Below are 22,805 nucleotides of genomic sequence, written 5' to 3' on the forward strand. Positions count from 1 at the left end.
GCTGAGTCAGGACCGGAAGGGAAAGCCGTATAGGTGCACTGACACGTGCTCGCGGTCCTCGGTGTCGTCGGCCGCCTTGGCGGCCCTGCCCCGCTCCCGCCAGCGTCGGGCCAGCGCCTCAAGTTCATCGCTCATCTCGGCGAGTTCGGCCGGGGTGAGGTCGAGCAGCCACTCGGAGCTGAAGGACGCATCGGTCCACGCCTTCCCCCAGGCGGACTTCTGGTCGAGATACGTGCGGTACTGGGCGACGCGGGTGTCGAAGATCCCTCGGGTCACCGCGCCGACGGCGGCCGCGCCCTCGGGCGTGTCCGCGAAGTCCGAGTCACGGAAGCCCCAGCCCTCTTCAGATGCCACCTGCCACCACCGCTCACGGCCGTCGGCGCCCTGACCGCTCGCCTGCGTCACGAAGCCGTGCTCGGCCAGCTTGCGCAAGTGGTAGCTGACCAGCGATGGCGTTTCGTCGACATGCTCGGCGAGCTGAGAGGCGGTCGCGGTGCCCGCGGCGTACAGCAGCCGGTACAGCTGCATCCGCAGCGGATTCATGAACGCCCTCAACCGTGACAGGTCGGTGATCTGCTCAGGCTCGTGCTTCGATCGCATGCACGCACCGTAGATATGAAGCGAAAATTTCGCAATAACTGCTTCAGAAACGGCTCGACCATCCCGATGGCCCGATCGAACGCGCCCGTCCGGCACAGCTCCTGCGCCGCGCGCTCGGCGTTGCGAATGGGGGCGCAGGACGACCAGCCGTTGCCGATCGAGACCGGGAAGCTGCTGGTCGTCCGCGCTGCGCGACCGTGGTTGGCTCGGTGAGCCCCGAGCGTTTCAGGGAGAGGCCCTCACTCGAACGGGTTACCCATGCAACCGCACCCGGCGCCATACGCTCTCAGCCAGCGCAGCCGGGCCGGAACCTGGGGCGGGGCATCGGGCCTCTTGTCGGACTCCGGAGCGTGGCTGACGATGCGTAGCAGACGGTTGTCCGGACCGTGACGAGGTGGGGGCCATGTCGACAGGAACAAGCGGCGACTACTGGCAAGACAAAGCACTGCCCAGCGTTTTCAAGCATGACCTGCTGAAGCGCTATCTGGCGCAGTTCGGCGGCATGCTGAGCAGCCAGTCGCACGACAAACGGGTGGTCTACCTGGACGGGTACGCGGGCGAGGGCCGATACGAGAACGGCGAGCCGGCCTCCGCGGAGCTCGCGCTCCGGGTCGCCTCCTACTTCCGCTCCCGGCACGGGGTGACGGTGGAAGGCTTCTTCACCGAGGCGCAGGCCAAGTCGTTCCAGCGGCTGCAGGAGGTCGTAGAGGGCTACCGCCGCCAGGGGGTCGTCGCGCACGCTCACCGTGGTGAGGTCGACGGTGTCCTGGACAGCGTCATCCAGCGTGCTGCGGGCAGGCCGCTGTTCCTCTTCTTGGACCCGTGCGGGCTGGTGCTGCCCCAGGACCGGCTTGTGGACGTGCTGGCCAGGCGGCGGCCTGACAAGAAGCCGGCGACTGAGCTGTTGATGAACTTCAGCATGATGGCGGTGTGGCGGCTGGGCGGGCACGTTCGTTCGCCCAACAGTAACGAGACCTCGCTGCGGCGTTTCGACGAGGTCTGCGGGGGTGCATGGTGGCGCGAGTACTTCGCCGAGGCGACTGCCCCCGGCGCGCAGGCCGATGCCGCGGAGGACGCCATCGAGGCGGTGGCGGCCGAGTACGCCCGCCGCCTGGCCCGCCGTACCGGCATGTTCGTGCAGTCGGTACCGGTCTCGCACGCACCGCACAAGCGCGCCGTGTACCGGCTGGTGTTCGCCACCCGCAGCCAGTACGGGCTGTGGGTGTTCGGCGACACCGTGGCCCGGTCCCGCGCGGAATGGTGGAAGACGCTGGAACTGCAGGAGACACGGGACGATCCGGACGCCCTCTTCTCCGCTGCTTCCGTGCTCCGGCCCGACCCCGCGACCGTGGAGAAGGAAGCCGTTCCGGCGATGGCCGCCAACCTGGAGAGACTGCTGAGCGCCGGGCGCCCGGTCCGGCTGGTCGACCACACCCTGGCCGTCTTCGGTGACTACTTCGGACAGGTCACCGATCCGGCTGCCCGCAAGGCCGTCAAGTACCTGCACAGTCAGGGTAAGACGCCCACCACGGGCGTCGGCGGCGACAAGACCCGCGCACTGGTCGTGCAGCCCGCTCGACCGTGAACGACCGGCCCGCAGCCCGCCGCGCTACACGACCGCGGGCTGCGGCTTTTCGTCCCAGGTCCGGCCGTTCAGCTCGCGGCCGCCGGCCTTTGGTGTACGGCCGCCCCACTGCTTGAAGAAGAAGGCGACACCGGCCCGCTGGCAGACGTCCCGGATCTGCGCGACCCACGCCTCGTCCAGCGGCCGGTGCCCGCGCCCGGACTCGCCGCCCGCGATCACCCAGTCGATCCCGGACAGTTCGAGCCCGTCCAGCGGTCCCAGCAGCGGCTCGCACGACAGGAACCGCACTGCCGCCGGCACCTGCCGCAGGTCGTCGACGCGCGGCAGTTCCTTCGCGCTCTCCACCGACACGCCCATCCACAGGTTGTCCGGCCACTCCAGTCGGCCGGCGACCTGGCGAAGACGCCGTGCCCGCTTGGTGAGGACCTGATAGGTGTGCTGCGGGGTGTCGGCCATCACCTCGAAGACCCGGCGCACGTAGTCCAGCGGCACCCGGGCGTGGAAGAGGTCGCTCATGGAGTTCACGAACACCGTGCGCGGGCTCTTCCACCCGTAGGGCACCCGCAGAGCGTCCGGGTGAAGCGTCAACCCGAACCCCGGGCCGGAGGTTCGCAGGTCACCGTCCGTCTGGTACTTCGGCGAGCCCATTGCTTTCAGGCGCTTGGCCAGCGTCAGCGCGTAGCAGTTGTCGCAGCCCTCCGACACACGGTCGCATCCCGTGGTCGGGTTCCACGTCGCCTCGGTCCACTCGATCGCACTACGGTCGCTCACTGGTCCCCTCCTGCTGTGTGCTGCCCAACGATGCCCTCCGCCGCCGCGTTGCGGGAAGCGATGACCGGGACTGCTGATGTTCGTAACCGATCCTGAACAATTCACTGAATAGAACAAACGTTCACACCGTAGTTGTCCGTGCACGGTCCGTCGAGCGGCGCGGTCCAGCCGCTCCCATCTCCTGGCGCCGTTCCTCCACCCACTCACCCGCCGCACAGGCAACGGTCGTGCGAGCTGCGCGCTCCTGCCGTGCCCGGCGCAACGCGGCTGCGCGGGACACCTCAGCTGGGCGGCGGCGCTCAAAACAGGTGGCATCGAACCGGATCGGCGCGTCGTCCGGAACGGCGACGTCGGGCTCGGGGAACGCCCGGCGCGACAGCTCCCGCATCGCCCTGGTCTGCCGCTCCACCGCTTCCGCGATGCCAGGGTCCACCCGGGACGGCGGCGCGGCCTGGCGGTGCGCCTCGATCGCGCGCCGGTACCCGTCCGGCGGCGGCCGGCGCTCCACCGGAACGGCAGGCACAGCAGGTGTGGCCGGGGTGACGGCCGCCGCGGCGGTGGGGCCAGCCTTCACGGGTGCGGGCGCCAAGACGTGCAGGGCGCGGACGTGTCCGCCCTGCACCCGCTCGTTGGCCGCCGCGATCAGCTTCGGGGCGCTCCAGCGCAGCTTCGTGCCGACGGCCGGGGCGTCGGGGACGACGTCCAGGCGGCCGGTCTCCGCGTCGAACGCCGTCGCCTGCACGCGTCCGGCGAGCTCGGGCACGGCCGCGGCGAGGATGGCGTCGAAGTCGGCGAGGACGGATCCGCCGGCGGCCGGGGCGACCATGCCGCGCTCGGTCATCATCAGGCCGATCGCCGCACCGAGCCCGAGCGGCTCGCGGCCGTCACGGCGTACGACGGTGCCGGTGCGCCGCTTCGGCTTCTTCGTCCGGGTGGCGCCGTTCTTCTTCGCCGCCTCCCGGGCCGCGATGAGGGCCTGGCGGGCGAGGTCGACGCCGCTCAGCTCGCCGGTCATGCGATCACCGCCCCAAAGGCGTCGCCGTCCAGCGGGCGCGCGGCGAGACCGGGCAGCCGCTGCGTCCACGACGCGGGCCGCTCGGGCCGGGCGGCGGACCGCTCGCGCAGCTGCTCCAGCCGCGCCGCCAGCAGGTACTCGGCTACGCGCTCCCGCGCCGTGTCGGCGGCGTTCGTTGCGGCGGCGACGGCGTCCGCGCCGGTCGGGTTGTGCTGGAACCAGGGGCGGCCCTGCTCGGTCCGGTACGCCCGGCGGGCCTCGGCTTCGGCCTCCGCCGTACGGCCCAGCAGCGCCAGGGCCTCGTCTTGGTACTCGCCGACGGCCTGCTGCGCGGTCTGGAACGCTGTGAACGCGTACGCGTCCGCAGCCGCCTGCGGATCGGCCTCCAGGGTGGCCACGTCGGTGATCTCCAGGAACTCCTGCCACGCGGCGGCGGTGCTGTCGCCGATGGCCGTGCGGGCCCCGGCGACGGCGGCCGCGATGCTGTCCGGGTCGCTCAGGTCGGCGAACCCGGCCGCCTCGAGGAGACCGGCCTCGCCGATCAGGGCCTCGGTCTGACGGCGGTGGTCGCACGCTTCGCACAGCCCGGCCGCCCGGCCGCGCCCGCAGTCCTCGCACGCCAGCGCCTGGCGGGCAGCGCCAGCGGCGGCCGCGGCCTGCCGCTCGCGTTCCGCCTGCTCAGCGGCTGCCGCACGAGCCGCCTCGCGCCGGGCCCGCTCCGCGCGAGCCTGCTCCTGGCGCCAGGCGAGGTCCTCCGCCTCGATGGCGGCCCGCTCGCGCAGCCGCTCCTCAAGGACGCGGCGGCGCTCGCCGTCGGACAGGCCGGGCAGCTCCCGGTCGATGTCCGCACCGATCCGGGCACGCCAGGCACGGCGCAGGTGGATGACGTTGCCGCAGTTCTCGCAGTCCTCACCGGTGTCGAGCCGGACCCCGTCGTCGCACTTGCGGTGCGAGCAGGCCGGCCGCTGGGGCAGACCCCGGCGGATCAGCCACCCGTACGGGCCGGTGACCATCGCCTCGCCACCGGTCTCCGCCAGCCGGTCAGTGAGCCGGCCGGCCAGCAGCCGCGGCGCACCCTCCAGCGCCACGCCCAGCCCGGCCATGTGCGCCAGCTCCGCCTTCGCGGAGGCCTCCACCTGGTCCTGCTGCCACCCCGATAGCCGCTCCCACAGCCAGGAGACCGGCCCCAGCGCTACCCGCAGACGAAGATCAGCCGGAAGGGCCACCCGCCTCTGCTGCTGCGCCTTTTCCCACCCCGCGGCCTTCGGCCGGCCACCGGCACCAGCCCCCGCAGTGCGCTGCCCCACCCGCTCATCGACCGGGGAATCCTTCGGCTTTTCCCCGCGCAGCGGGCCGCCCTCGGCCACCAGCGACCCGCTCCCGGCAACGCCGGTGGCGTCGTCGACGGCCTGATCCTCGCCCGCGCACACGCGCTCCGGCCGACGGCCTTTACCCCCACGGCCTTCGCCGGAAAAACCACAATCAAACTGCGGAGAAACGACGGCAGTAAGCACAGGAGCGTGGTCTGCGTGGAGCTCTGCACCATCGGGACGCTCCTGATCCACCGCATCCCCGACGCCCTCACCACCGCAGATCCCAGACGTACCAAGAGCACCAGCAGCACCGGCCGGACCATGATCTCCGCACGCACCATCAGGACGCGCCGAAAACACCGACCCGGCCCCCGAAACCACCTCCACAGAGGCCAGGGTGCGGCCGTACGCGCGGGCGACCGGCAGAAGCATGACCCGGCCCCGGCCGCGCATCCGCGTCGACGTCTCCCGGTGCTGCCGCGCCACGACACCGGCCTCCGTCAGCCGGGCCAGCACCTTCCGGGCCCCCGACGGCGAGCAGCCCAGCAGCCGGGCCAGCGTCGCCGCCCCGCGCCCCTCGCGCTTCTTCACCGAGCCGCCGACCAGCTGCAGCCAGCCCGAAGCCCGGGTGTTCAGCACCATTAGCAGCAGCCCGAGCCGGTCGGTCGCCGCGCCCTTTCCCGTACGGCCGGCCAGCAGCCCCGGCGGCGTCGGCTCCTTGTCCTTCGGCGTCCAGCCGTGCCCGAACAACGCCTCACACAGGCGCAGCAGCGTGGCGAGCTCCGCCTTCGTCAGCGCCAGCGGGTGCCCCGCTCCCCCGCCGTGGTGCGCGCGCCACAGCGGCATGACCAGGCAGTCCAGCCCGGTCGGGTGCCCCTTCCCGTCCCTCACGACCTGCGTGTGCACGGCGTCCGAGCCGCGGAGTACCGGCAGCACCTTGTGGTGGACCGTCGACTCCTTCATGCCCATCCACCGGCCGAGCTCCGCGCCCCAGATCGAGGTCTGGAGGTCGTCGTCCTCCCCCTTCGGCGCCCGTGACTTCGCGTACAGCACCACGGCCGCCAGCTTCGGCGCGTCCTTCAACCCGGAGATCGCCGGGTCCGCCAGCAGCGCCTGGACCGCGTCGCGCAGCCGCAGCCGCATCGCCCGACCGAGGCGCAGCGGGTTCCCCGGGCCCTCACCCTCCGGCTTCCCGGAGGCTGGCACCGACCGCAGCGCGTTCCGCTGCGCGTGAAGCCGGGGCCTGCCGAGGGAGTCGTTGACGACGTCCCACAGGGGGTGGTCCAGCACGGCGGCCGGCGCCGCCACAGCGCTCACCGGCCTACCCGGACGAACAAGAAAGAGATCATCTCGGCAGCCTCGCGCGAACTGCCTGTGGACAGAGGACGGCCGCAACCGACTGCAGCCGATCCTCCCGCCACGCGCCGAAAAACCTTCGAACCCGTCCCGTCGGGCGGGACGGCTCCACCAGGACCCACCGGCGATCGAAGGGCAACGGACACGGCGACACCAGCGATCCCGGCGCCCGGGTGCAGTGTGATGTCGGCCATGACCGCGCGGCGATATGCCCGCTCAGCGCGGTAGTACCGGTATGTGCGGGCATGCCGAAGCTGGCGACCCGCAGGACAGTCATGCACAATGACTCCTGTCGAGGGGCCCCGGCCTCATGGCACGACGAAGCCCCCTAGAGGTGCTTCGGGTTTCTGGCGAAACCTGATATGTGAACCGTCCGACCGGCTCCCAACCGGGCGGACAACTCCTTCGGAGGGGCCTCCCAAGCCCTTTCCGGTGGCAGATGGGCGCTGAGCCGAGGTGACTCCCAATCACCTACTGGCTGAGCGACCCGGGGCGGCACGAAGACCCGTATGGGCGCCGCCCCCGACGACTACGTCATCCGGGCCCCCTCATCCGAGGCGCGGACCGGAGTGCCTGCGAACAGCACGAACGCCCCGTCGAAGGACCAGCAACCGGCATGGCTGCTGAACCCACGGCGGGGTGCGGTGTGTCGGGTGACAGGTACGGGTACCCTGATCACGTCGGCACCTTCCTTACTGCGAAAAGGGTGCTCGGCAGGCTCTCGGACCCCTCCTACAAGGTCCGTCGGCCACGTGGCCCCTCTCGCCTTACTCAAGGGCGATTGACGGGGCCACTTCTTTTGATCAACGATCAGAGCCACTGTACCCGCCTGCTGCTGCCCACGGTGCCCTCGGCATCACGTGTCGCCGCCGGGAGCACGAGCTCAAGGTAACCATCCGCACAGGTACGGTCGGTGACGTGCAGAAACTTGCTCTCCTCGACCCCGATGAAACCCTGGTCGACCGGCAGTCGGCGCTCAACGACGCCTTGACGGACCTCTGCTGATCCCGCACGCTCCCCCCAGACGCAGAACAGTGGCAGCGCACCGAGCTGGCCGGCCGTGCGACCGCTGGTGACTTCGCCCGGCTGCGGGAAACCTTCGGTCTGGAGGCGTCGGCCACAGACTTGTGGCAGGAGTACGTCGACCTCATGGCGGCCGCCTCTCGCAGCCCAGCCGCCGTCCTTCCGCCGGAGATGCTGCGCGCGGCCGCGTCCACGCTGGCATGGTGGAACGATGCCAACGACGACGGCAAGCTCACGCTCACCGACGCCTTGGACCGCCTCGCCCAGCCGTAGCCCGCACTCATGCCGTCGCCGCTCTTGTCCGCTGCTGGGGCTGGAAGTGAGCCTCCCAGGGCACCGCATCCCAGTTCGCCTCGTGAACGACGAAGCCAGGATCGGTCAAGAAGGCAGGACGACCAGCACGGCAGTCAACACACGCCAGATCTTGGCACTGGTGGAATACGGGCTCCTCGGCACTAACCGGGCCGGCGATGATGTCGAGCTTGGTGAGCAGATCATGGGCGCGCCCGCGAGGAAGAGGGAGGAAGCGGTCATCCCAGCATTGTGCTCGGAGGCGTTCAGTAGGGCGCCGCGGAGGAAGATGGAGAAGCCGCTCGACCCCGAGAGCCGCTGCTACCCGTACATCTTCCACAGGAGCGTCACCGAGCTCGAACCACTCGCCCTGCTTCCAGCAGGAGCGGAAGTAGCGATGCAATGCGCTCTCGAGGTCACGTCCCCCTTCGAACGTTTCCAAGAGCGCGAGAGGAACAGGAGACCCAACCTGGAGGGACCAGAGGCGCTTCTGCGGGGCCTTGCTGTACCCGATCTTCACGGTGCGCGACCCGGGCGAGCCAATGACGTAGACCTGGCCGGTCATGGCGTTGCCGCTCCTGTCTGCTGCATCAGCAGCTCGTCGATGAGTCTCGCGTGCCCGCATCGTCCATCCTGCGCAGGGCCTGGTCTCGGTCGGACGCGCACATCATCAGGCGGTGCGCTCCTTGGGGGCGTAGCGGACGAAGACGATGTCGCCGATCGCCCGGACTTCCAGGACCTTCATCCGGGCCGTCGAACCGCCCGGGTAGTGGGCGGTCATCAGGAACCGCGCTGCCTCGGGCTGACCCACGAGAAGCGGGGCGATGGCGAGGTGAACCTCGTCGGCGAGATTCTGCGCCATGAGCTGGGTGTGGATGGTGCCGCCGCCCTCAACCATCAGCCGTTCGACACCACGGCGGCCGAGCTCATCGAGGACCAGGCCCCAGTCCAGCTCGCGGCCGACGCTGACGACGTCGGCCAGCTCCTTCAGGGTGGCGCGCACCTTCTCCACGGCGCTGTCCACGGTGACCACCAGCTTGTCGCCGCCGTAGTGCCAGAACTTGAGATCGGCGGACAGGTCGCCGGTCCGGGTGACCGTGACCTTGAGTGGATACTCGGGCTTACCGTCGGCCACGCGCTGTGCCCGCCGTTCGGCGCTGTTCACCAGCAGTCGCGGGTTGTCCAGGCGCATGGTGTTCGCGCCGATCAGGATGGCGTCGGACTCGGCGCGGACCTGGTCCACGCGGTCGAAGTCGGGCTCGTTGGACAGGCGCAGCCGGTCGGGACTGGCGTCGTCCAGGTAACCGTCGACCGACATGGCGGCGGAGAGGATGACGTACGGGCGTGTGCTCACGGGTTGGTGATCCGTTTCTTTCAGGCTTCGTGGGCGAGGACAGCGTCGAAGTTCTCACGGAAGGCGGACACCTCCGGCTGGCGCTGCCACGGAATCAGCGACCTGTCGAGGCGGGTGAGTTCACGCATGATCCGCCCGGAGCCGGTGTCCTTAGCGACGGTCAGGGCCTGGAAGCCGACGGCGGCGGCTTCTTCCGGTGCCCCGGCGCCAGCATGGGCGACCGCGGCACGGGCCAGGTACACGCCCCGGTCCCGGTGGTAGCCCTCGGGTAGAGCCTTGATGGCGTTGGTGAAGACCTCTGCGGCTTCGGCGTGCTTCCCCAGCACCTCCAGGCCCTGCGCGCGGTGAACGTCAACGTACTGCTCGTTCAGCCACACGCCCCAGGGGGTCGTGTCGCTAGAGACGCGGTCGAGGGCGTTGCGGACGTCGTCGATCGCGCGCTCGCTGTCGGTGGGCTCGCCCCGGAGCGCGTGGCCGTACGACTCGTACGTCCGGGCGACCGCCGCGAGGCGGCTCCGAGGCCGCGCCATGCGCTGCGCTGCCTCAGCCAGGTCGACAACGTCGACCAGGTCTCGCTTCTCTCCGGCGAGCTGTGCCTTGCGCGCCATGACGTAGGAGGTCAGGTCACCGTCACCGACGGTGTGGCTCCACTGGAATGCCCTGTCGAGCCAGAACTCCGCGCTGTCGAAGTCGCCCAAGTCCTGGTAGAGCCAGGAGGCGAACTCCGCGTACTGCGTCTGAAGTTCCATCAGGTCGTGGCGGTCGGCGCCCTTGGTGTCGCGGCGCAGGGTTTTGATCTGCTCGATGTGCTCGCGCACGGCCGCGATGGCGTGCCTCGGACCCAGCAGGTTGTCGTTGTCGATCAGCAGGCGGCGGGCTTGCTTGAAGTGCTCGATGGGAGTGCCACTGTACGCGGATGCCACCCGTGCAGGCTGCTTCAGGCTTTGCACAACATCCGAGCCCGCGGCCGCCGGCGTGCCCATGCCGAATGCAGCCGCAGCACCGAGGCCCACCCCACCACGCAGCAGGTCGCGTCGATCGAGTGCCACGAATACCACCGATCCATCCCGTAGACGAGCGGGGACAAAGATCCCCTCATGATCAGACGTTGCCCGCTGGATGCCAGCCGTGGCCAGCCCAATCGACGCTTCGGATACATGGGGGCCGGAAACGGATACAGGCGCCCGTCCGGATACACCAGGGTTGATCCGCTCCCAGAGGTCGACCAGCACACCGCCGGCCTGAAGCAGGGAGTCGATCAGTTCGACTTCGGCCCGGTCCTTCGGCGGGCGGGTGGCGTTCTCCCATTTCTGCAGCTTGGAGTGCGACATGAAGGACTTCGCGGCCAGCTCCCGAAGGGACATTCCGCAGGCCCTACGGAGCTCTCGAAGCGTGTATCCGAAGCGGTGCAGAGGTGACTGCTCTGGCGTCAGCACGTTCGGCTGCTGCCCCACTTGGTGATCCCTCCATGTCTCCACTTGGTGTATCCAGCGGCTGGATACACGTCCGATCTAGAACTCGCTCCCGGGTCGGGCCTACAACTTTGCTAACGAAGTTGACCCCGAGGAGGGACCGTGTGCAACGAGACACAGGGAAGGACGTCAGTCACCGCGCTCCTGCTCAATCCTGTCGAGGCGGGCCGCAAGGTTTTGGACCTGCTCCTGAAGATCCGCCAGAGCGCGGGCAGTTGCGTCTTGGGCGCTCTCGCTGGCGGTCTCGGTGACGAACGATCCGCGGCCCTGGTGCGAGTAGATGAGGCCAGCGGTGCGCAGCTCGGCCAGCGCTCGCTGGACGGTGCCCGGAGCCACCTCGTATTCGCCGGCCAGTTCCCGCGTGCTGGGCAGTTTGGCCCCGGCGGTCAGCCGTCCCAAGCGGATCTTGTCCCGCACGTCCTGAACGATGCGCTGATACGGCTGCACATGCACGGCCTCGTTGCTCATGAGCGTCATCGTAGGTCGGCCCCCTCGACATAGCTAGCTTCCATAGCTTCCTCAATGAACTACTTGACACGCTCCGAACTGTATCAGCTAAGTTATGTATATCGATGGTGTGGTCGGTCGGCAAAGCACCACCTGCGCGGCCTGCCCCCGTACCGCCCACCGGGGCTTCGGACCCGGCTCCCCCACCCGGAACCGCCTGAGGGCGGCGCCGGATGAGGGAGCCGGAACGTCGCTTCCTACCTGAGCAGCACCGCAAAACAGCAGGGGTCACCGTCCTTCGGGGCGGGGCAGTGGGGTGAGCCGAGCTCTCCCGGCCGAGGCGCCTGTGCCGAATAGCTCCACCTGATTCATCTCGAACAGCGCTGCTGCGCTGTCTGTTCGCCAGGACCAACCTGCCGAAAGGCTGGCCTGGCGCGGCAGAGAAGGCAGCACCCGCACCCGATCCACGTCAGGAGGATTCGATGCCCCGCAAGCGTCCCGGCCGCGTCCGGACCAAGAACACGAACCGTCGTGCGCCACTGCTGCTCAGCACCATGGCTCCGGAGGACTACAACGTCCGGCCCGGCGAAGTGAAGTCGATCGCCTGCCCCGACTGCCGCACCTGGCGCCGCATCATGGGCGACAAGGTCCTCAAGATCCGCGAGCACTGCATCTCCGACAAGGTCGCGGACGGCGAGAAACACGTCACTTGCCCGGGCAGCAACCAGCTCGTGGTCATCGACATCGACGTCCAGCGCTGGCAGGCCCGGCAGAACCGATTGCTGCGCGACGCGATGCCGCAGGAGAACCGGCGCGCCGCCCAGCAGTTCTACAAGCCGCTCCCGGCCCCGGCCGCCCCGATCACCCGTATCCACACGGGGGTCAGGCTGGAGACGGCCCGGCGGGCGTACCTCGCTCACATCGAGAACTGCGTGCGATGCGGCACCGGTCAGTACTGCACGCAGGGAGGCGTCCTCGCCCACCGCTACGTCCTCGTGCGCAATGAGGAGCCTGCCCGCCGTGAGGCCCGCAAGCAGTCGGCGCCAGCCGCTCGCAGGGCGCAGTGGAGTGAGCGCGGCGGTGAGTCGGTGGAGACGGCGAACAACCAGTGCCGTCCCCGCCTGGACGGCGCTGTCTCCGAATTCCGCGGCCCCCAGGTTCCGACCGAGCCGCTCCGCGTCAACGCCTGACCACCGCGACGATCGACCACGGCCCCGGCCGCCCCCTACTACAGGGGGCGGCCGGGGCCGCGGCTGCTCGTACGACGAAACCAGCATCGAGGAGGATGCCATGCCCATCCCCACCGACCCGCGGACGCCGCTGCAGCAGATCAGGGACCAGCTGGCCGCTGCTCACAGGGCGTTGGCTGGCCCGAGCCTGTCCCGCCCGGAGCGGGCAGCGCTGGCCGAGCGGATCCACGGCCTGGAGCAGGAGGTCCGCCGTCTCACCGCCCGATTCACGCTCTCGTACACCGTGCCCGCCGGCCTGGTCACCAAGGGGCGGCTGAGCGCGGACCGGGTGCACCGCCTCGGCGTGCTCGCCGCGCGCGGCGCCGACCGGGGAGAGGTCTGGGACATCACGGTCCGAGACGAGGCCGGCCGCGATGTCACGTTCGACTTCTCCTGCTTCGCCGACTGACCGGGCGCCAGCCGCCCTTGCTCCTTGCAGCCTGCGCTGCCTCGGGTGGCCGCCGTGCGTCGGTGGCGGCCACCTGGGAGTGCGCAGGGCGCACTCCTCCGGATCCTCGCTCGCGTACGCGGGGCCGGTGGCACGAACTCCCTAGGGATGCCGCCCTGGGGGTTCTTTGCAGGTCACCCTTTCTGAGAGGACGACCCACTCATGATGCTGCCCACCATCGTTTCTGTGCCGACCGTCGCCGACGAGATCGGCCCCCGCTATCCCGGCGCGATCTACCAGAACGTCGACGGCCGCTTCGAGGTTCTGGCGCTCATCACGGACCCGGCGGAGGCCGCCCGGCTGCTGCGCCGGGACAGTGCCCGGTGGGCGGTAATCGTCCGCGACACCCTCCGCGCGGACGGCCAGCCATTCCCGGTCGGCTCGGTCTGGACGACCGAGGACTACCTGCTCCGGCCCGGGCGGCCCCCGTACGCCCCTGCTGCCTGACGGCGGCCACGGTCCGTCTCCACCCCACGGCGTCACGGGGGTGGAGGCGGGCCGTGGCCGGCCGACCGGCCGGTCACGGCGACAGCCCCGGGAGGTGAGAGCTCCGGGGCTGTCCGGTCAATGGACCTGAAGAGGAGATCCTCTTGACCACCGCGATCATGGCACGCCCTGCGGCCCCGGCGACAGAGGCCGCGACCGACCGAACCCCCGCCGAGCGTCGGCTCGGTGACCTTCTGGCTCGCCTCGTCGGCGAGGCCGACGCCCGCATCCCCGCGGAGCGCCGGATCCGCCGCACGCTCCAGGAGATGGTGCCGGGCTACGAGCGGCAGCCCGTCCTGGTGCTGCACCGGCCGGTGATGGCGGACGATTCCTGCCCGCTGTGCGGCCGGTGGGACTGCGACCCGGCTAACTGCCCGCCCGCGTCTGCGGCGCCGGCGCCCGCGACGGCGGGGACCACGTTGCAGTGCGAGGTGTGCGGTGGCCGCTTCGGTGCCGCCCCGGCGCCGGCCGGTACGGGCACGGCCTGGGTGTGCAGCGCCTGCCAGCACCTCGGCAGCTGATGCCGCACCTCATACAGGCGGCCCGGGCGGCGCAGCACCGCGCCGCCCGGGCCGCCGCCACCATCGGCGCCGCTCATCCCCTGACCCGCCTGCTCCTCGTGGCCGCCGCCATGGCCGCGGCCGCCGCGTGGGAGGCGGGACACCGCGTCGTCGACCTTCACCCGGCCCGCCGGCACGAAAGACAGCCCAGTGCTTGAATCCCCGCTCTACCAGCGCTACATGACGGCGTACCGCGCTCACCAGGACCACCGCGCGGCCTGTCCCACCTGCACCGACGAGTCCCGCTGCCCCGAGGGCCAGGAGATCTGGGCCGCGTTCCAGCGGGCGCAGGACACCTACCTCAAGCGTCACCGCGGCTGACCGAGTTGTTCCCCCGGCGCCTCGCCGGGCGTCGGCACACAGAACAGCCCCGGGGGTGCGTCCCCGGGGCTGCTTCCTACTACCGGACCTTCTGGGAGGCCCTTGTGCACACCATCGTACGCACCGCCCGCTACAGCTACGGTGCCACGTCCACCGCTGCCCCCGACCGGCCCCGCCCGGCCTGCCGCGACGAGGACCCCGACCTCTTCTTCCCGGTCGGCGACAGTGGACCGGCCCTCCTGCAGGAGCAGCAGGCCAAGGCTGTCTGCCGTCGCTGCCTGCTGATCGAGCGCTGCCTGCAGGGCGCGCTGGAGAGGAACGAGGCCGGTGTGTGGGGCGGCATGTCCGAGCAGGAACGACGCTCCCTCAAGCGCCGCACCGCCCGCGCCCGGGCCAGCGCCGCCTGAGTGCCCACCGCCCCGGCCCGGAGCCTCGGGCCTTCCCAACGCTTCCTCGGGAGACATCATGGACTGCACCACCCCGACCGGCGCCGGTTCCCGGCGGCTGCCGGAGTCGCTGTGCACGCACACCCCCACGTGCCCGACCGCCGATAGCTCCGACCGGGAGGCCGCGCGCACCGTGGCTGAGCACCCGGAGCAGGGCTGGAGCCTGCTGTGCAACGGCCTCCTCCTCTTCGAGGACACCGGCGAGCTTCTCCCCGACGGCCGGGCCGTCGCCCCACACCGTCACCGTCGCGGCCCTGGCCTGCCGGCTGCCTGATCCGCCCGTACCGACCACCAACTCCTGGTGGCCGGGTTGGGCGGTGACGGGGAGCCGGCCAGTCCGGACTCAACGCCTCTGAGCGGAGTTCACGTAGCCAAGACGGCAACCCCCGCTGCCGTGTTCACCGACGCCACGTTGCGCAAGGCGCAGGGGATCACGGCCCACTCCTACCTGCCGGTGTGGACCGGCCCGTCCGGCGGGAGCGCCGGCCAACTCGCCGCCCGTCCCGCAGCACCGCCGCACATCGGCTGCCCACACCCCGGGCCGCCCCATTGATCCGCCTGTCGCTCCTGGTGACTGTCCAGGAGCCAGACTTCGAAGGAGTCCTTCATGGCCGGGATCTTCGCCCGCATGACCAGCCCGCTGCGCCGCGTCGATGCCGACCCCGACGAACTGGTCAGCGAGGCGTACTGGCTGCTCAAGGAAGCCGAGAAGAACCACGGCGTGTGGGCGGCGATGAATGCCTACACCGGCATGGCGAGCGTGAAGATCCAGCTCGCCCAGTACCTCAAGGAGCACCGCGACTGACCGCCGCGGCCCCGGCCGGAGTCGACCTCCGTGCCGGGGCCGGCGGTTCTCCCGCTCCGCCACGACCGACCAGGCCGTGGCGGAGTCGGAGAGCCGGAACGGCTCGGCAAAGCAAAGAGGCCCCGTGCGAGGGGGCCTCTCCTTTGTTCTCGCGATCCGCTGACAAGGAGCGATTCGCATGGCCAACGCTACCAGCGGGGGTGCCCGGTGAGTACAACCGCGGCCTCGGCCCCCGACAAGGCGACGGACGACACGTACGTGGCACACAGCCCGCTCGCGGCGCTGCTGGCCACGGTCATCGCTGTGGTCGCTGCCGTCCTGGCCCTGTTCGACCTGTTCGCGAACGGCCTGTGGCCCACCTGCCTGCACCTGGCCGTCGGCCTCGCCGTCTTCGGCGCGGTCCGGCTGTGCGTGGGCATGGCCCTGGAACCGTTCATCCCGACCGACGACCCGGAGAGCACCACATGACCGCCGTCGACTTCCGCAAGCCCGACGTGATCCGCCCGGACGGCGACGACGACCCGCACTCCTGGGACGTCCCCGCCCCGGCCGACCACACCGACTACCCCGACCATAACGACGACCAGGAGCAGCTGGAGCAGGACGACGCCCCGGAGGCCGGCACCGAGCTGGACGACGGCGACCCGCGCGCCATGCGGCTGCTCGCCGTCATCGCCGGAGTCGGCGGCCTGGTGCTTGCCGGGATCGGCTTCACCGGCTCCTACGACACCCTGCGCAACCTCGCGGAGGACAAGGGCTTCGGCCTCTTCTCCTACGCGTTCCCCATCGGGATCGACGCGGGCATCCTCGTGCTCCTGGCGCTCGACCTCTACATGATGCGCAAGCGGATGCCGCTGCCGATCCTGCGCTGGGCCGCCCACGGGCTGACCGCCGCCACGGTGGCCTTCAACGCCGCCGCCCCCAAGGGGCCGTGGACGGCCGACCCGCTCGCGGCCTCCATGCACGGCGTCATCCCGGTGCTGTTCATCATCGCGGTGGAGGCCGCCCGCCACTACATCGGCCGGATGGCCGACCTGCTGGCCGGCGAAGCCCCGCTCGGGTCGGTCCCGCTGACCCGGTGGATCCTCTCCCCGCTGACCACGCCCCGCCTGGCCCGCCGGATGCGGCTCTACAACCTCCCCTACAAGGAGGTCGCCGCTCAGCACCAGCAGCTGCGGATCTACCGCGAGGGCCTGCGCCAGAAGTACGACGGCAACGAGAAGGGCTGGCGGAAGGCGGCGACGGCGAACGAGATGCTGCCGTTCAAGCTGGCGCCCTTCGGGTTCAGCGTGGAGCGTGCCCTCGCGGTGCCGCTGGAGGAGGAGACCAAACGGATCGAGAGGGAGGCGCAGGCCGCCGTTCAGCGTGCCGAGGCCGAGATTCAGCGAGTGAAGACCGATGTTCAACTCGGAGCCGCTCGCATTCAGGCGGAGGTCGACAAGATCCGCGCCGAGGGTCAGCTGAAGATCGCCAAGGCCGAAGCGGAACGGGAGGCTCAGGCGGAGATTCAGCGCGCCGAAGCCGATGCTCAACTCCGTGAGGCCAAGCGTCAGCACGCGCTCAAGCTCGCTGAGGACCAGGCAGCGGCCGAGGCGCAGGCGCTCGCCGACGAGACCGAGAAGCGCCGCACCCTCGCCCAGATCGAGCGGGAGAAGGTGCAGGCCAGTTGGGGTCTGGAGAAGCAGCAGATGGCCACGGAGGCCACCGAGGCAGAGCGCCGGATCCAGGCGGATGCCGCCGCCCGCGCCCAGCGCGACGAGGCCGCCCGCAAGGCCGGCATCGCGGGGCAGGAGCGGCGCCGGGCGGAGGCCGAAGCCGCGGCCAAGAAGGCCCTCGAAGAGGCCGCTGAACACGAGCGGAAGGAGGCTGAACACCGCGCCGCGACGGTGAACGCGGCCAAGGAGGAGCAGCGCGCCAACGAGGAAATCGCCCTCTCGAAGGCCCGCGAGGAGGCTGCGGTCGAAGAGGCCGCAGAGCGTCGGGCGCGCGCTGCTGAACACGAGGCCCGCGCGGTCGAAGCCGCTGCCCTGGCCCGCATGAACCAGGTCGACTGGGACGTGCAGAGGGTCGTCGCGATGATCGAGGCCCGGGGCGAGAGCGCGGTCACCGTCCGCGTCATCGCCGACGAACTGGGCATCTCCACCGGCTCTGCGCAGGACCGCAAGACCCGCGCCGTCGACCTCCTCAACGGTGGCGGCAACGAGGCTCCGGAGCAGGCCGCAGCCTGAAACGGAACCTGATATGAGGGTCCTCCTGGCCCACACGGTCGCCCCTCGCAGCGCCCCTCCGGCACACCGCCGGACGGGGTGGCTGCGGGGGTCGGCCGCGGCCGCCAGGCCGACCGCTTCACCCGCTCCACCCAGCACGATCCGGCCCGACCAGCGGCCCGGAAAGCACCTTTTGCACCCCCGACCCCGCCGTTTACGGAAAGTAGTGGCGAGGCGAGGCGAGGCGAAGCGAGGCGAGGCGAGGGGGAAACCCCTTCCCAGCCCCCTGCTGAGCCCTCTAACCGGGGGTGACGGGGGGTCTCTGCCCTCGCCTCGCGTCGCCTCGCCTCGCCTCTCCGCTACACATCGTGAGGAGATTCGTTGTGGCAGACACCGCGACCGCGCCCCCGGACACCACCGCCGGCGGCACCACCGAGGACACCGACACCGCCGAATACACCGTCGTCACCGAGCCTTCGGAGACCACGGACCCGGCTCCGGAGCAGAAGAAGACCAGCCGCGGACGCCCCCAGGCGCTGCCGCTCATCGTCCACGGCACGAACGCAACCGGAATCGCCACGGGCATCGCCTACGGCCTCGCCGGAGTGCCCGGACTCGTCGCCGCGGGCGCGGCCGGGGTGGCTGTCGCCGCTGCCGCGCTGGCCGGTCGCAAGAAGCGCTCGAAGGCCTCCGCCGCCCGCAAGGCCGCCGCCGCGAACCGCTCCGGAGGCGGCTCCGGCCGGGCCGGTGGGGGTGCGGGCAAGGGCGGTCTGCTCGGACGCGGCGGTGGTCGCGGCCGGTCGGGCGGCGGCGGGGCCGGCGGCGGCCGGATGAACAGTCGCGGCGGCCGGTTGAACGGCACCGGCGGCAAGATGAACAGCGCCGGGAGCGGCGCTGGACAGCGTTCCGGCAGCGGCCGTCACGCCGCCGGCGGCGGCACCGGCGGGTCCGGGTCCGGGAAGAACGGGCGCGGCCTGGGCGGTCTGCTCGGCAAGGGCGGCGGCCGCGGCAAGGGCGGCCTGGGCGGCGGAGCCACCAGCCCCGGCGCCAACACCCCCAAGGGCACCGGCGGCAAGAACGGCCCCGGCGGGAGCAGCGGCGGCGGGAAGGCCGGCGCCGGTCAGCAGTCCCGCACCGGCAAGGCGTGGCAGACCCTCAAGGGCTGGGGCAACAAGATGCGCCGCAAGAACGGCGGCGGCTCGGGCACCGGCGGCTCCGGGAGCGCCGGTTCCTCCGGCGGCTCCAGCGGCTCCGGCTCGGGCACCGGCTCCAGCGGCAAGGGCAGCACCCCGGCGAAGTCCCGCCTCGGGCGTGCGATGCAGAAGATGCGCGGCTGGGCGGGCAAGCTGCGCCGCTCCAAGAAGGGCAAGGGCGGCACGTCCGGCGGCTCCAGCGGCTCCGGCAAGAAGACCGGTTCGGCATCGGGCCGCCTGTACCGGATGCGCCGCACCGCCGCCCGCAAGCTCGGGCACTGGGCCCGCTGCGCCGGAGCCGGATTCCTCGCTGGACTCGGAGGGCTCCTCACGCTGCCCCTCGGAATCCTGTGGGGCACCTGGCGCCTGCTCACCAAGCACCGCGACCCGCTCGCCGGGTTCGCCTTCCCCGTCCGGACCGCCGGACGGATCTGGCGGTTCTTCTTCCGCCGCTCCAAGGCCCGCCACGACAAGGAAGCCAAGGCGGACCAGCTCAACCTCACCGTCAACGACCCCCGGAAGGACACCGACCCCATGACCGGACCCTCGCTCGCCGCAGGCACCACCGTGCTGGACGGCAACAACTCCAAGTTCGCCCTCGCCATGCGGGCGACGCACTCCGCGTACACCGGCTACAGCCCGACCAGCATGATGGAGGTCGCTGCCGAGTACGCGGGCCTGCCCAACGGCATCCGGGCCGCGGCGATGGCCGTGCAGCAGATGGCCGTCAACTCCGACCAGAAGTACCCGTGCAGCAAGCGGGCCATCGCCAAGCTGACCGAGGCGTACCAGCGGATGGTCAACGCCGCCTCCCGCGCGGAGAACATGGTCGCCCTGTTCCGCTTCGCCCACGCCTTCGACATCGAGCGGATCGTCGCTCCGAGGAGGAACGAGTGGATGTGGAACGTCACCCCGAACGGGTCGTCCGCGTCCGAGGCCGCGATGTTCCAGCCCGGCCGGATCGAGTCCGGGTGCGTCCTGATGGCCGTGCTCTACCGGACCTTCGACCCGGTCCACATGCTCCAGGTCGGCTCCGAGTACCAGGGCATCGGCTACGGGCTCAACGCCCTGGCCGACGCGATCGAGGCCCTGCACCAGCGCACCCGCGACCTGTACCCGGTCGACGACCGCGTCACCGACGAGCTCGGCACCCTGGTCCAGATGATCCGGGCGGCGGCCGACGACGCCGACATGGCCGCGAAGCTGTTCCTCGAGGACCACCGCCTGGAGATCAGCCACAACACCAACCCCCGCAAGGGCCCGGCCGCCGAGTCCATGTGGAACACCCCCCGCTGACCCTTCGATCCCCAGCACGACCCGCACCACCAGGAGCCGGTGGCCGCCCCCGAACCCGGGGCCGGCCACCGGCTCCCTTGCTGCCTATCCACCTTGTTGCTGCCCCCGCCCCGCCTTCCTGACCAGGACGGAGAACCTCCCCATGTCGATGCGTCACTGGGACTGGTCGCTGCCCAGCGGCCACACCACCTTCCTCGGATACGCCAGCGAGACCGCCGCCTCGATGGTGATGCTCGCCCCGATCACCGGACTGCCCTGGCAGGCCGCCGCCGTCACCCTCACCGGCGCGGCCGCCGCCGGCGCGGTCCACGACCTGCGCGAGGGCACCACGGCCGGCACCCTCACCACCCGCGCCCTGTCCTGGGTCACCGCGGCCGGGTGGGCGTCCTGGGCGCTGGCGACCGCGCCCCTGACCTCCACCGGCTGGGCGACCGGCCTGGGCCTGGCCGCCGTCGGCATCGCCGCGAACGCGTCCGCGACCCGCTCGGAGTCCACCCGCTCCGAGCGCAAGCGCCTGCTCAAGCTGCGCCGTGAGTCGGTCGGCATCCTGCGCGACTGGGAAGACCGCATGAAGCGCGTCGCCCGGGTGGAGAACTGCGTCGGCAAGGACGTGCAGCACTGGCCCGGGAAGGTCGGCTACACCATCGAGATCGACCTGCCCTCCGGCGGCATGAACGTCGACGACCTCAACGGCTACGGCCCGAAGTTCGCCGCCGACCTGCGCCTCGCCGACGGCTGCGGCGTCGAGATCTTTCCCGGCGCCAACCGCGGAACGATCCTGATCGAGGTCACCCTCAAGGACGTCATCAGCGAGGACATCCCCTACCCGGAGGACTTCTCCGAGCTGACGCTGACCGAGCGGTTCCCCTTCGGTCTCCACCGCAACGGCCAGGAGGCGCTCGGCAGTCTCTGCAACGACTGCGGCATCCTCATCGGCGAGACGGACGCGGGCAAGACGAACACCCTGCGCGTCGTCACCGGCCAGCTCGCCCGGATGCCCGACGCGCTGATCTGGGCCATCGACATCACCGGTGGTGGCGTCGCCCTCCCGTGGATCACCCCGTGGGCCACCGAGGGCCTCGCGTCCGCGCCGGTCGTCGACTGGATCGCGCACACCGAGGACGAAGCCCGGCTCATGCTCAAGATGGCCGGGGAGATCATCGCCGCCCGCAAGGCCGGATACCAGCAGCTGATGCGGGAGAAGAAGACCGACAACAAGCTGCCGATCTCCCACGAGATCCCCGGCATCGTCATCATCACCGACGAGACCGCCTCCCTCCCCTTCGACGTCAAGGAGATGCTCGACAAGGTCGCCGAAGAGGGTCGCGCGATGCGCGTGCGCAACCTCGTCTGCGGCCTGCGCGCCACGCAGGACGTCGTCACCGCCACCATGAAGATCCAGGCGAAGTGGCGCGTCGGCATGACCGTCTCCGACGCCGAAGAGCTCGCGTACCTCTTCCCCGGCTACATCAAGATCGACCCGAAGGACGCGCCCGTCGCGGGCGCCGGGTGGACGATGCACACCCGCCTCGGGCCGAAGAAGCCCACCGCGATGAAGGTGTGGCGCCTGGTCGACGAGCTCACCGACAAGATCTGCGCCGCGACCGCCGCACGGCGGCCCAAGCTGGACCAGCTCTCCGCGTCGGTGGAGAGCGGCGCGTTCTACCCGCAGCGGTGGGCGCGCACCCTGCCGGACCTTTACAAGGGCCAGCAGCTCACAGAGTCCGCGCAGCACGCGATCGACAACGCCGGGGAGATCATCGACGCCTCCACCCTGCTCGCCTCCGCCCCGGCCCCGGCCCCGGCCGGATCGGCCGGCACCACCCCGGCGGCTCCGGCCGCCTCGGTGCCGCAGGGATTCGAGGGCTTCGGCGGCGCGGCGGAGCTGTTCGCCGCCGTCAGCCGCAGCCTCGACCCGACCGCCGGGCCGATTGCGGTTCCCGCGGGCCCGGCTCCGGCAGCAGCTCCGGAAGCGGCTCCGGAAGCGGCTCCGCTCCCCCGCCCGACCCGCCCGGTCGACCCGCGCGAGAAGGGCTGGGAGCTCCTGGTCGCCGCCGGCGAAACCGGCTACACACCCAAGCTCCTGCACGAGGCGCTCCAGCAGCTCCTGGGCGACGCCACCCCGGCGCCGCGCACGGTCGGCGGCTGGCTCAGCAAGTGGGCGGAGGAAGGCAGGGCCATCAAGGACGAATCCGGGCAGTACGCCCGGTACATCGCCCGCGAGGCCGCAGCCCAGCAGCCCAGCACCGTCCCGGTCGAACCGGCCGGGACGGCACTGCCCGAGGGCTTGGACGGCGCCCTGGTCCTCGAGGCCGTCGAACTGGTCGTGTCCACCCAGTTCGGGTCGACGTCGATGCTCCAGCGCAAGCTGCGCATCGGCTTCGCCCTGGCGGAGAGGCTGATGGACTACCTCCACCAGCTGGACATCGTCGGCCCCTCCGACGGCTCCAAGGCACGCGAAATCCGGGTCTCGACTGACGACCTGGAGGTGGTAAAGATGAGGCTGGCCGACGAACTCGGCTTCACCGCGCGCGACTTGGGCGCGATGGGTCTCGCGGCCGCCGCCGCTTCGCACACCGAGGAGTGA

The 22,805-nt window shown here is 70.8% G+C and carries 23 protein-coding genes; 15 read left to right on the forward strand and 8 right to left on the reverse strand.

Translation table 11 applies throughout. From position 1 onward, the window contains the following. Positions 1 to 6 precede the first annotated feature (6 nt). Entirely contained in the window at positions 7 to 600 is a 594-nt protein-coding gene (locus tag ACIQR3_RS33515) for an ArsR/SmtB family transcription factor (RefSeq protein ID WP_403544702.1), read from the reverse strand. 403 nt (positions 601 to 1,003) lie between these two features. Here ACIQR3_RS33515 and tcmP point away from each other — a divergent pair, with 403 nt between their 5' ends. Beyond that, positions 1,004 to 2,185: a three-Cys-motif partner protein TcmP gene (gene tcmP / locus ACIQR3_RS33520; RefSeq protein ID WP_403544704.1), complete on the forward strand. Its 1,182-nt coding sequence runs from the start codon at positions 1,004 to 1,006 to the stop codon at positions 2,183 to 2,185. Between the two features lie 24 nt (positions 2,186 to 2,209). On the opposite strand, the gene ACIQR3_RS33525 is transcribed toward tcmP, so the two are convergent. The 3 genes from ACIQR3_RS33525 to ACIQR3_RS33535 all read right to left on the reverse strand — a co-directional run bounded on the left by ACIQR3_RS33525 (position 2,210) and on the right by ACIQR3_RS33535 (position 6,601). Then, the gene (locus ACIQR3_RS33525; protein ID WP_403544706.1) at positions 2,210 to 2,956 is read right to left on the reverse strand and encodes a DUF5131 family protein; all 747 of its coding nucleotides are present in this window, start codon (positions 2,954 to 2,956) and stop codon (positions 2,210 to 2,212) included. Positions 2,957 to 3,077: 121 nt separating this feature from the next. Continuing rightward, entirely contained in the window at positions 3,078 to 3,971 is an 894-nt protein-coding gene (locus ACIQR3_RS33530) for a DUF721 domain-containing protein (RefSeq protein WP_403544708.1), read from the reverse strand. Further along, a complete protein-coding gene (locus ACIQR3_RS33535; protein WP_403544710.1) occupies positions 3,968 to 6,601 on the reverse strand; it encodes a hypothetical protein in 2,634 nt (877 codons plus the stop codon). Before ACIQR3_RS33535 ends, ACIQR3_RS33530 begins: the two co-directional genes overlap by 4 nt. 1,188 nt (positions 6,602 to 7,789) lie before the next feature. Between ACIQR3_RS33535 and ACIQR3_RS33540 the strand changes: the two genes are divergently transcribed. Continuing rightward, a complete protein-coding gene (locus ACIQR3_RS33540) occupies positions 7,790 to 7,936 on the forward strand; it encodes a hypothetical protein (RefSeq protein ID WP_403544711.1) in 147 nt (48 codons plus the stop codon). A gap of 7 nt (positions 7,937 to 7,943) precedes the next feature. Here ACIQR3_RS33540 and ACIQR3_RS33545 read toward each other — a convergent pair whose 3' ends face one another. From ACIQR3_RS33545 to ACIQR3_RS33560, 4 genes are all read right to left on the reverse strand, one after another. Beyond that, positions 7,944 to 8,519, reverse strand: a complete 576-nt coding sequence (locus ACIQR3_RS33545; protein ID WP_403544713.1) for a GIY-YIG nuclease family protein — start codon at positions 8,517 to 8,519, stop codon at positions 7,944 to 7,946. Between the two features lie 105 nt (positions 8,520 to 8,624). Then, positions 8,625 to 9,308 (reverse strand): RibD family protein, encoded by a 684-nt coding sequence (locus tag ACIQR3_RS33550; protein ID WP_403544714.1) that lies wholly within the window; start codon positions 9,306 to 9,308, stop codon positions 8,625 to 8,627. A gap of 20 nt (positions 9,309 to 9,328) precedes the next feature. Continuing rightward, positions 9,329 to 10,786 (reverse strand): helix-turn-helix domain-containing protein, encoded by a 1,458-nt coding sequence (locus ACIQR3_RS33555; protein WP_403544716.1) that lies wholly within the window; start codon positions 10,784 to 10,786, stop codon positions 9,329 to 9,331. A gap of 123 nt (positions 10,787 to 10,909) precedes the next feature. Then, positions 10,910 to 11,248, reverse strand: coding sequence for a GntR family transcriptional regulator (locus ACIQR3_RS33560; protein ID WP_403544718.1), 339 nt, complete (start codon positions 11,246 to 11,248; stop codon positions 10,910 to 10,912). A 461-nt stretch (positions 11,249 to 11,709) separates the two neighbouring features. On the opposite strand from ACIQR3_RS33560, the gene ACIQR3_RS33565 reads away from it, so the two are divergent. The 13 genes from ACIQR3_RS33565 (at position 11,710) to ACIQR3_RS33625 (ending at position 22,805) form a co-directional block, all read left to right on the forward strand. After that, complete coding sequence (locus ACIQR3_RS33565; protein WP_403544720.1) at positions 11,710 to 12,417, forward strand: hypothetical protein; 708 nt, start codon at positions 11,710 to 11,712, stop codon at positions 12,415 to 12,417. Positions 12,418 to 12,517: 100 nt separating this feature from the next. After that, positions 12,518 to 12,865 carry a hypothetical protein gene (locus ACIQR3_RS33570; RefSeq protein ID WP_403544722.1) on the forward strand — a complete coding sequence of 116 codons (348 nt, stop codon included), beginning with the start codon at positions 12,518 to 12,520 and terminating at the stop codon, positions 12,863 to 12,865. A gap of 201 nt (positions 12,866 to 13,066) precedes the next feature. Next, on the forward strand, positions 13,067 to 13,351 hold the full coding sequence (locus ACIQR3_RS33575; protein ID WP_403544724.1) for a hypothetical protein: 285 nt from the start codon (positions 13,067 to 13,069) through the stop codon (positions 13,349 to 13,351). A gap of 143 nt (positions 13,352 to 13,494) precedes the next feature. Then, positions 13,495 to 13,911: a hypothetical protein gene (locus ACIQR3_RS33580; RefSeq protein ID WP_403544726.1), complete on the forward strand. Its 417-nt coding sequence runs from the start codon at positions 13,495 to 13,497 to the stop codon at positions 13,909 to 13,911. After that, positions 13,911 to 14,108, forward strand: a complete 198-nt coding sequence (locus ACIQR3_RS33585) for a hypothetical protein (protein WP_403544727.1) — start codon at positions 13,911 to 13,913, stop codon at positions 14,106 to 14,108. Before ACIQR3_RS33580 ends, ACIQR3_RS33585 begins: the two co-directional genes overlap by 1 nt. After that, positions 14,101 to 14,271, forward strand: a complete 171-nt coding sequence (locus ACIQR3_RS33590) for a hypothetical protein (protein ID WP_403544729.1) — start codon at positions 14,101 to 14,103, stop codon at positions 14,269 to 14,271. Before ACIQR3_RS33585 ends, ACIQR3_RS33590 begins: the two co-directional genes overlap by 8 nt. A gap of 113 nt (positions 14,272 to 14,384) precedes the next feature. Then, positions 14,385 to 14,678 (forward strand): WhiB family transcriptional regulator, encoded by a 294-nt coding sequence (locus ACIQR3_RS33595; protein WP_403544818.1) that lies wholly within the window; start codon positions 14,385 to 14,387, stop codon positions 14,676 to 14,678. A 109-nt stretch (positions 14,679 to 14,787) separates the two neighbouring features. Then, complete coding sequence (locus tag ACIQR3_RS33600; protein WP_403544819.1) at positions 14,788 to 14,991, forward strand: DUF5999 family protein; 204 nt, start codon at positions 14,788 to 14,790, stop codon at positions 14,989 to 14,991. 333 nt (positions 14,992 to 15,324) lie between these two features. Further along, entirely contained in the window at positions 15,325 to 15,522 is a 198-nt protein-coding gene (locus ACIQR3_RS33605; RefSeq protein ID WP_403544730.1) for a hypothetical protein, read from the forward strand. A gap of 207 nt (positions 15,523 to 15,729) precedes the next feature. Beyond that, positions 15,730 to 15,990, forward strand: a complete 261-nt coding sequence (locus tag ACIQR3_RS33610; RefSeq protein WP_403544732.1) for a hypothetical protein — start codon at positions 15,730 to 15,732, stop codon at positions 15,988 to 15,990. After that, on the forward strand, positions 15,987 to 17,750 hold the full coding sequence (locus ACIQR3_RS33615; RefSeq protein ID WP_403544734.1) for a DUF2637 domain-containing protein: 1,764 nt from the start codon (positions 15,987 to 15,989) through the stop codon (positions 17,748 to 17,750). The genes ACIQR3_RS33610 and ACIQR3_RS33615 overlap by 4 nt, the downstream gene beginning before the upstream one ends. Positions 17,751 to 18,112: 362 nt before the next feature. After that, positions 18,113 to 20,218 carry a hypothetical protein gene (locus ACIQR3_RS33620; RefSeq protein WP_403544736.1) on the forward strand — a complete coding sequence of 702 codons (2,106 nt, stop codon included), beginning with the start codon at positions 18,113 to 18,115 and terminating at the stop codon, positions 20,216 to 20,218. Positions 20,219 to 20,360: 142 nt separating this feature from the next. Beyond that, positions 20,361 to 22,805 carry a DNA translocase FtsK gene (locus ACIQR3_RS33625; protein WP_403544738.1) on the forward strand — a complete coding sequence of 815 codons (2,445 nt, stop codon included), beginning with the start codon at positions 20,361 to 20,363 and terminating at the stop codon, positions 22,803 to 22,805.

The sequence above is a fragment of the Streptomyces sp. NPDC090994 genome, assembly GCF_044768905.1.
In the GTDB taxonomy this organism is placed as follows: Bacteria; Actinomycetota; Actinomycetes; order Streptomycetales; family Streptomycetaceae; genus Streptomyces.

What these genes read in the sequence shown, in the direction of transcription:
- ACIQR3_RS33515 (WP_403544702.1), bottom strand. Translation starts at nt 600, where the DNA reads ATGCGATCGAAGCACGAGCCTGAGCAGATCACCGACCTGTCACGGTTG.
- tcmP (WP_403544704.1), top strand. Translation starts at nt 1,004, where the DNA reads ATGTCGACAGGAACAAGCGGCGACTACTGGCAAGACAAAGCACTGCCC.
- ACIQR3_RS33530 (WP_403544708.1), bottom strand. Translation starts at nt 3,971, where the DNA reads ATGACCGGCGAGCTGAGCGGCGTCGACCTCGCCCGCCAGGCCCTCATC.
- ACIQR3_RS33540 (WP_403544711.1), top strand. Translation starts at nt 7,790, where the DNA reads ATGGCGGCCGCCTCTCGCAGCCCAGCCGCCGTCCTTCCGCCGGAGATG.
- ACIQR3_RS33545 (WP_403544713.1), bottom strand. Translation starts at nt 8,519, where the DNA reads ATGACCGGCCAGGTCTACGTCATTGGCTCGCCCGGGTCGCGCACCGTG.
- ACIQR3_RS33560 (WP_403544718.1), bottom strand. Translation starts at nt 11,248, where the DNA reads ATGAGCAACGAGGCCGTGCATGTGCAGCCGTATCAGCGCATCGTTCAG.
- ACIQR3_RS33565 (WP_403544720.1), top strand. Translation starts at nt 11,710, where the DNA reads ATGCCCCGCAAGCGTCCCGGCCGCGTCCGGACCAAGAACACGAACCGT.
- ACIQR3_RS33570 (WP_403544722.1), top strand. Translation starts at nt 12,518, where the DNA reads ATGCCCATCCCCACCGACCCGCGGACGCCGCTGCAGCAGATCAGGGAC.
- ACIQR3_RS33575 (WP_403544724.1), top strand. Translation starts at nt 13,067, where the DNA reads ATGATGCTGCCCACCATCGTTTCTGTGCCGACCGTCGCCGACGAGATC.
- ACIQR3_RS33585 (WP_403544727.1), top strand. Translation starts at nt 13,911, where the DNA reads ATGCCGCACCTCATACAGGCGGCCCGGGCGGCGCAGCACCGCGCCGCC.
- ACIQR3_RS33605 (WP_403544730.1), top strand. Translation starts at nt 15,325, where the DNA reads ATGGCCGGGATCTTCGCCCGCATGACCAGCCCGCTGCGCCGCGTCGAT.
- ACIQR3_RS33615 (WP_403544734.1), top strand. Translation starts at nt 15,987, where the DNA reads ATGACCGCCGTCGACTTCCGCAAGCCCGACGTGATCCGCCCGGACGGC.
- ACIQR3_RS33625 (WP_403544738.1), top strand. Translation starts at nt 20,361, where the DNA reads ATGTCGATGCGTCACTGGGACTGGTCGCTGCCCAGCGGCCACACCACC.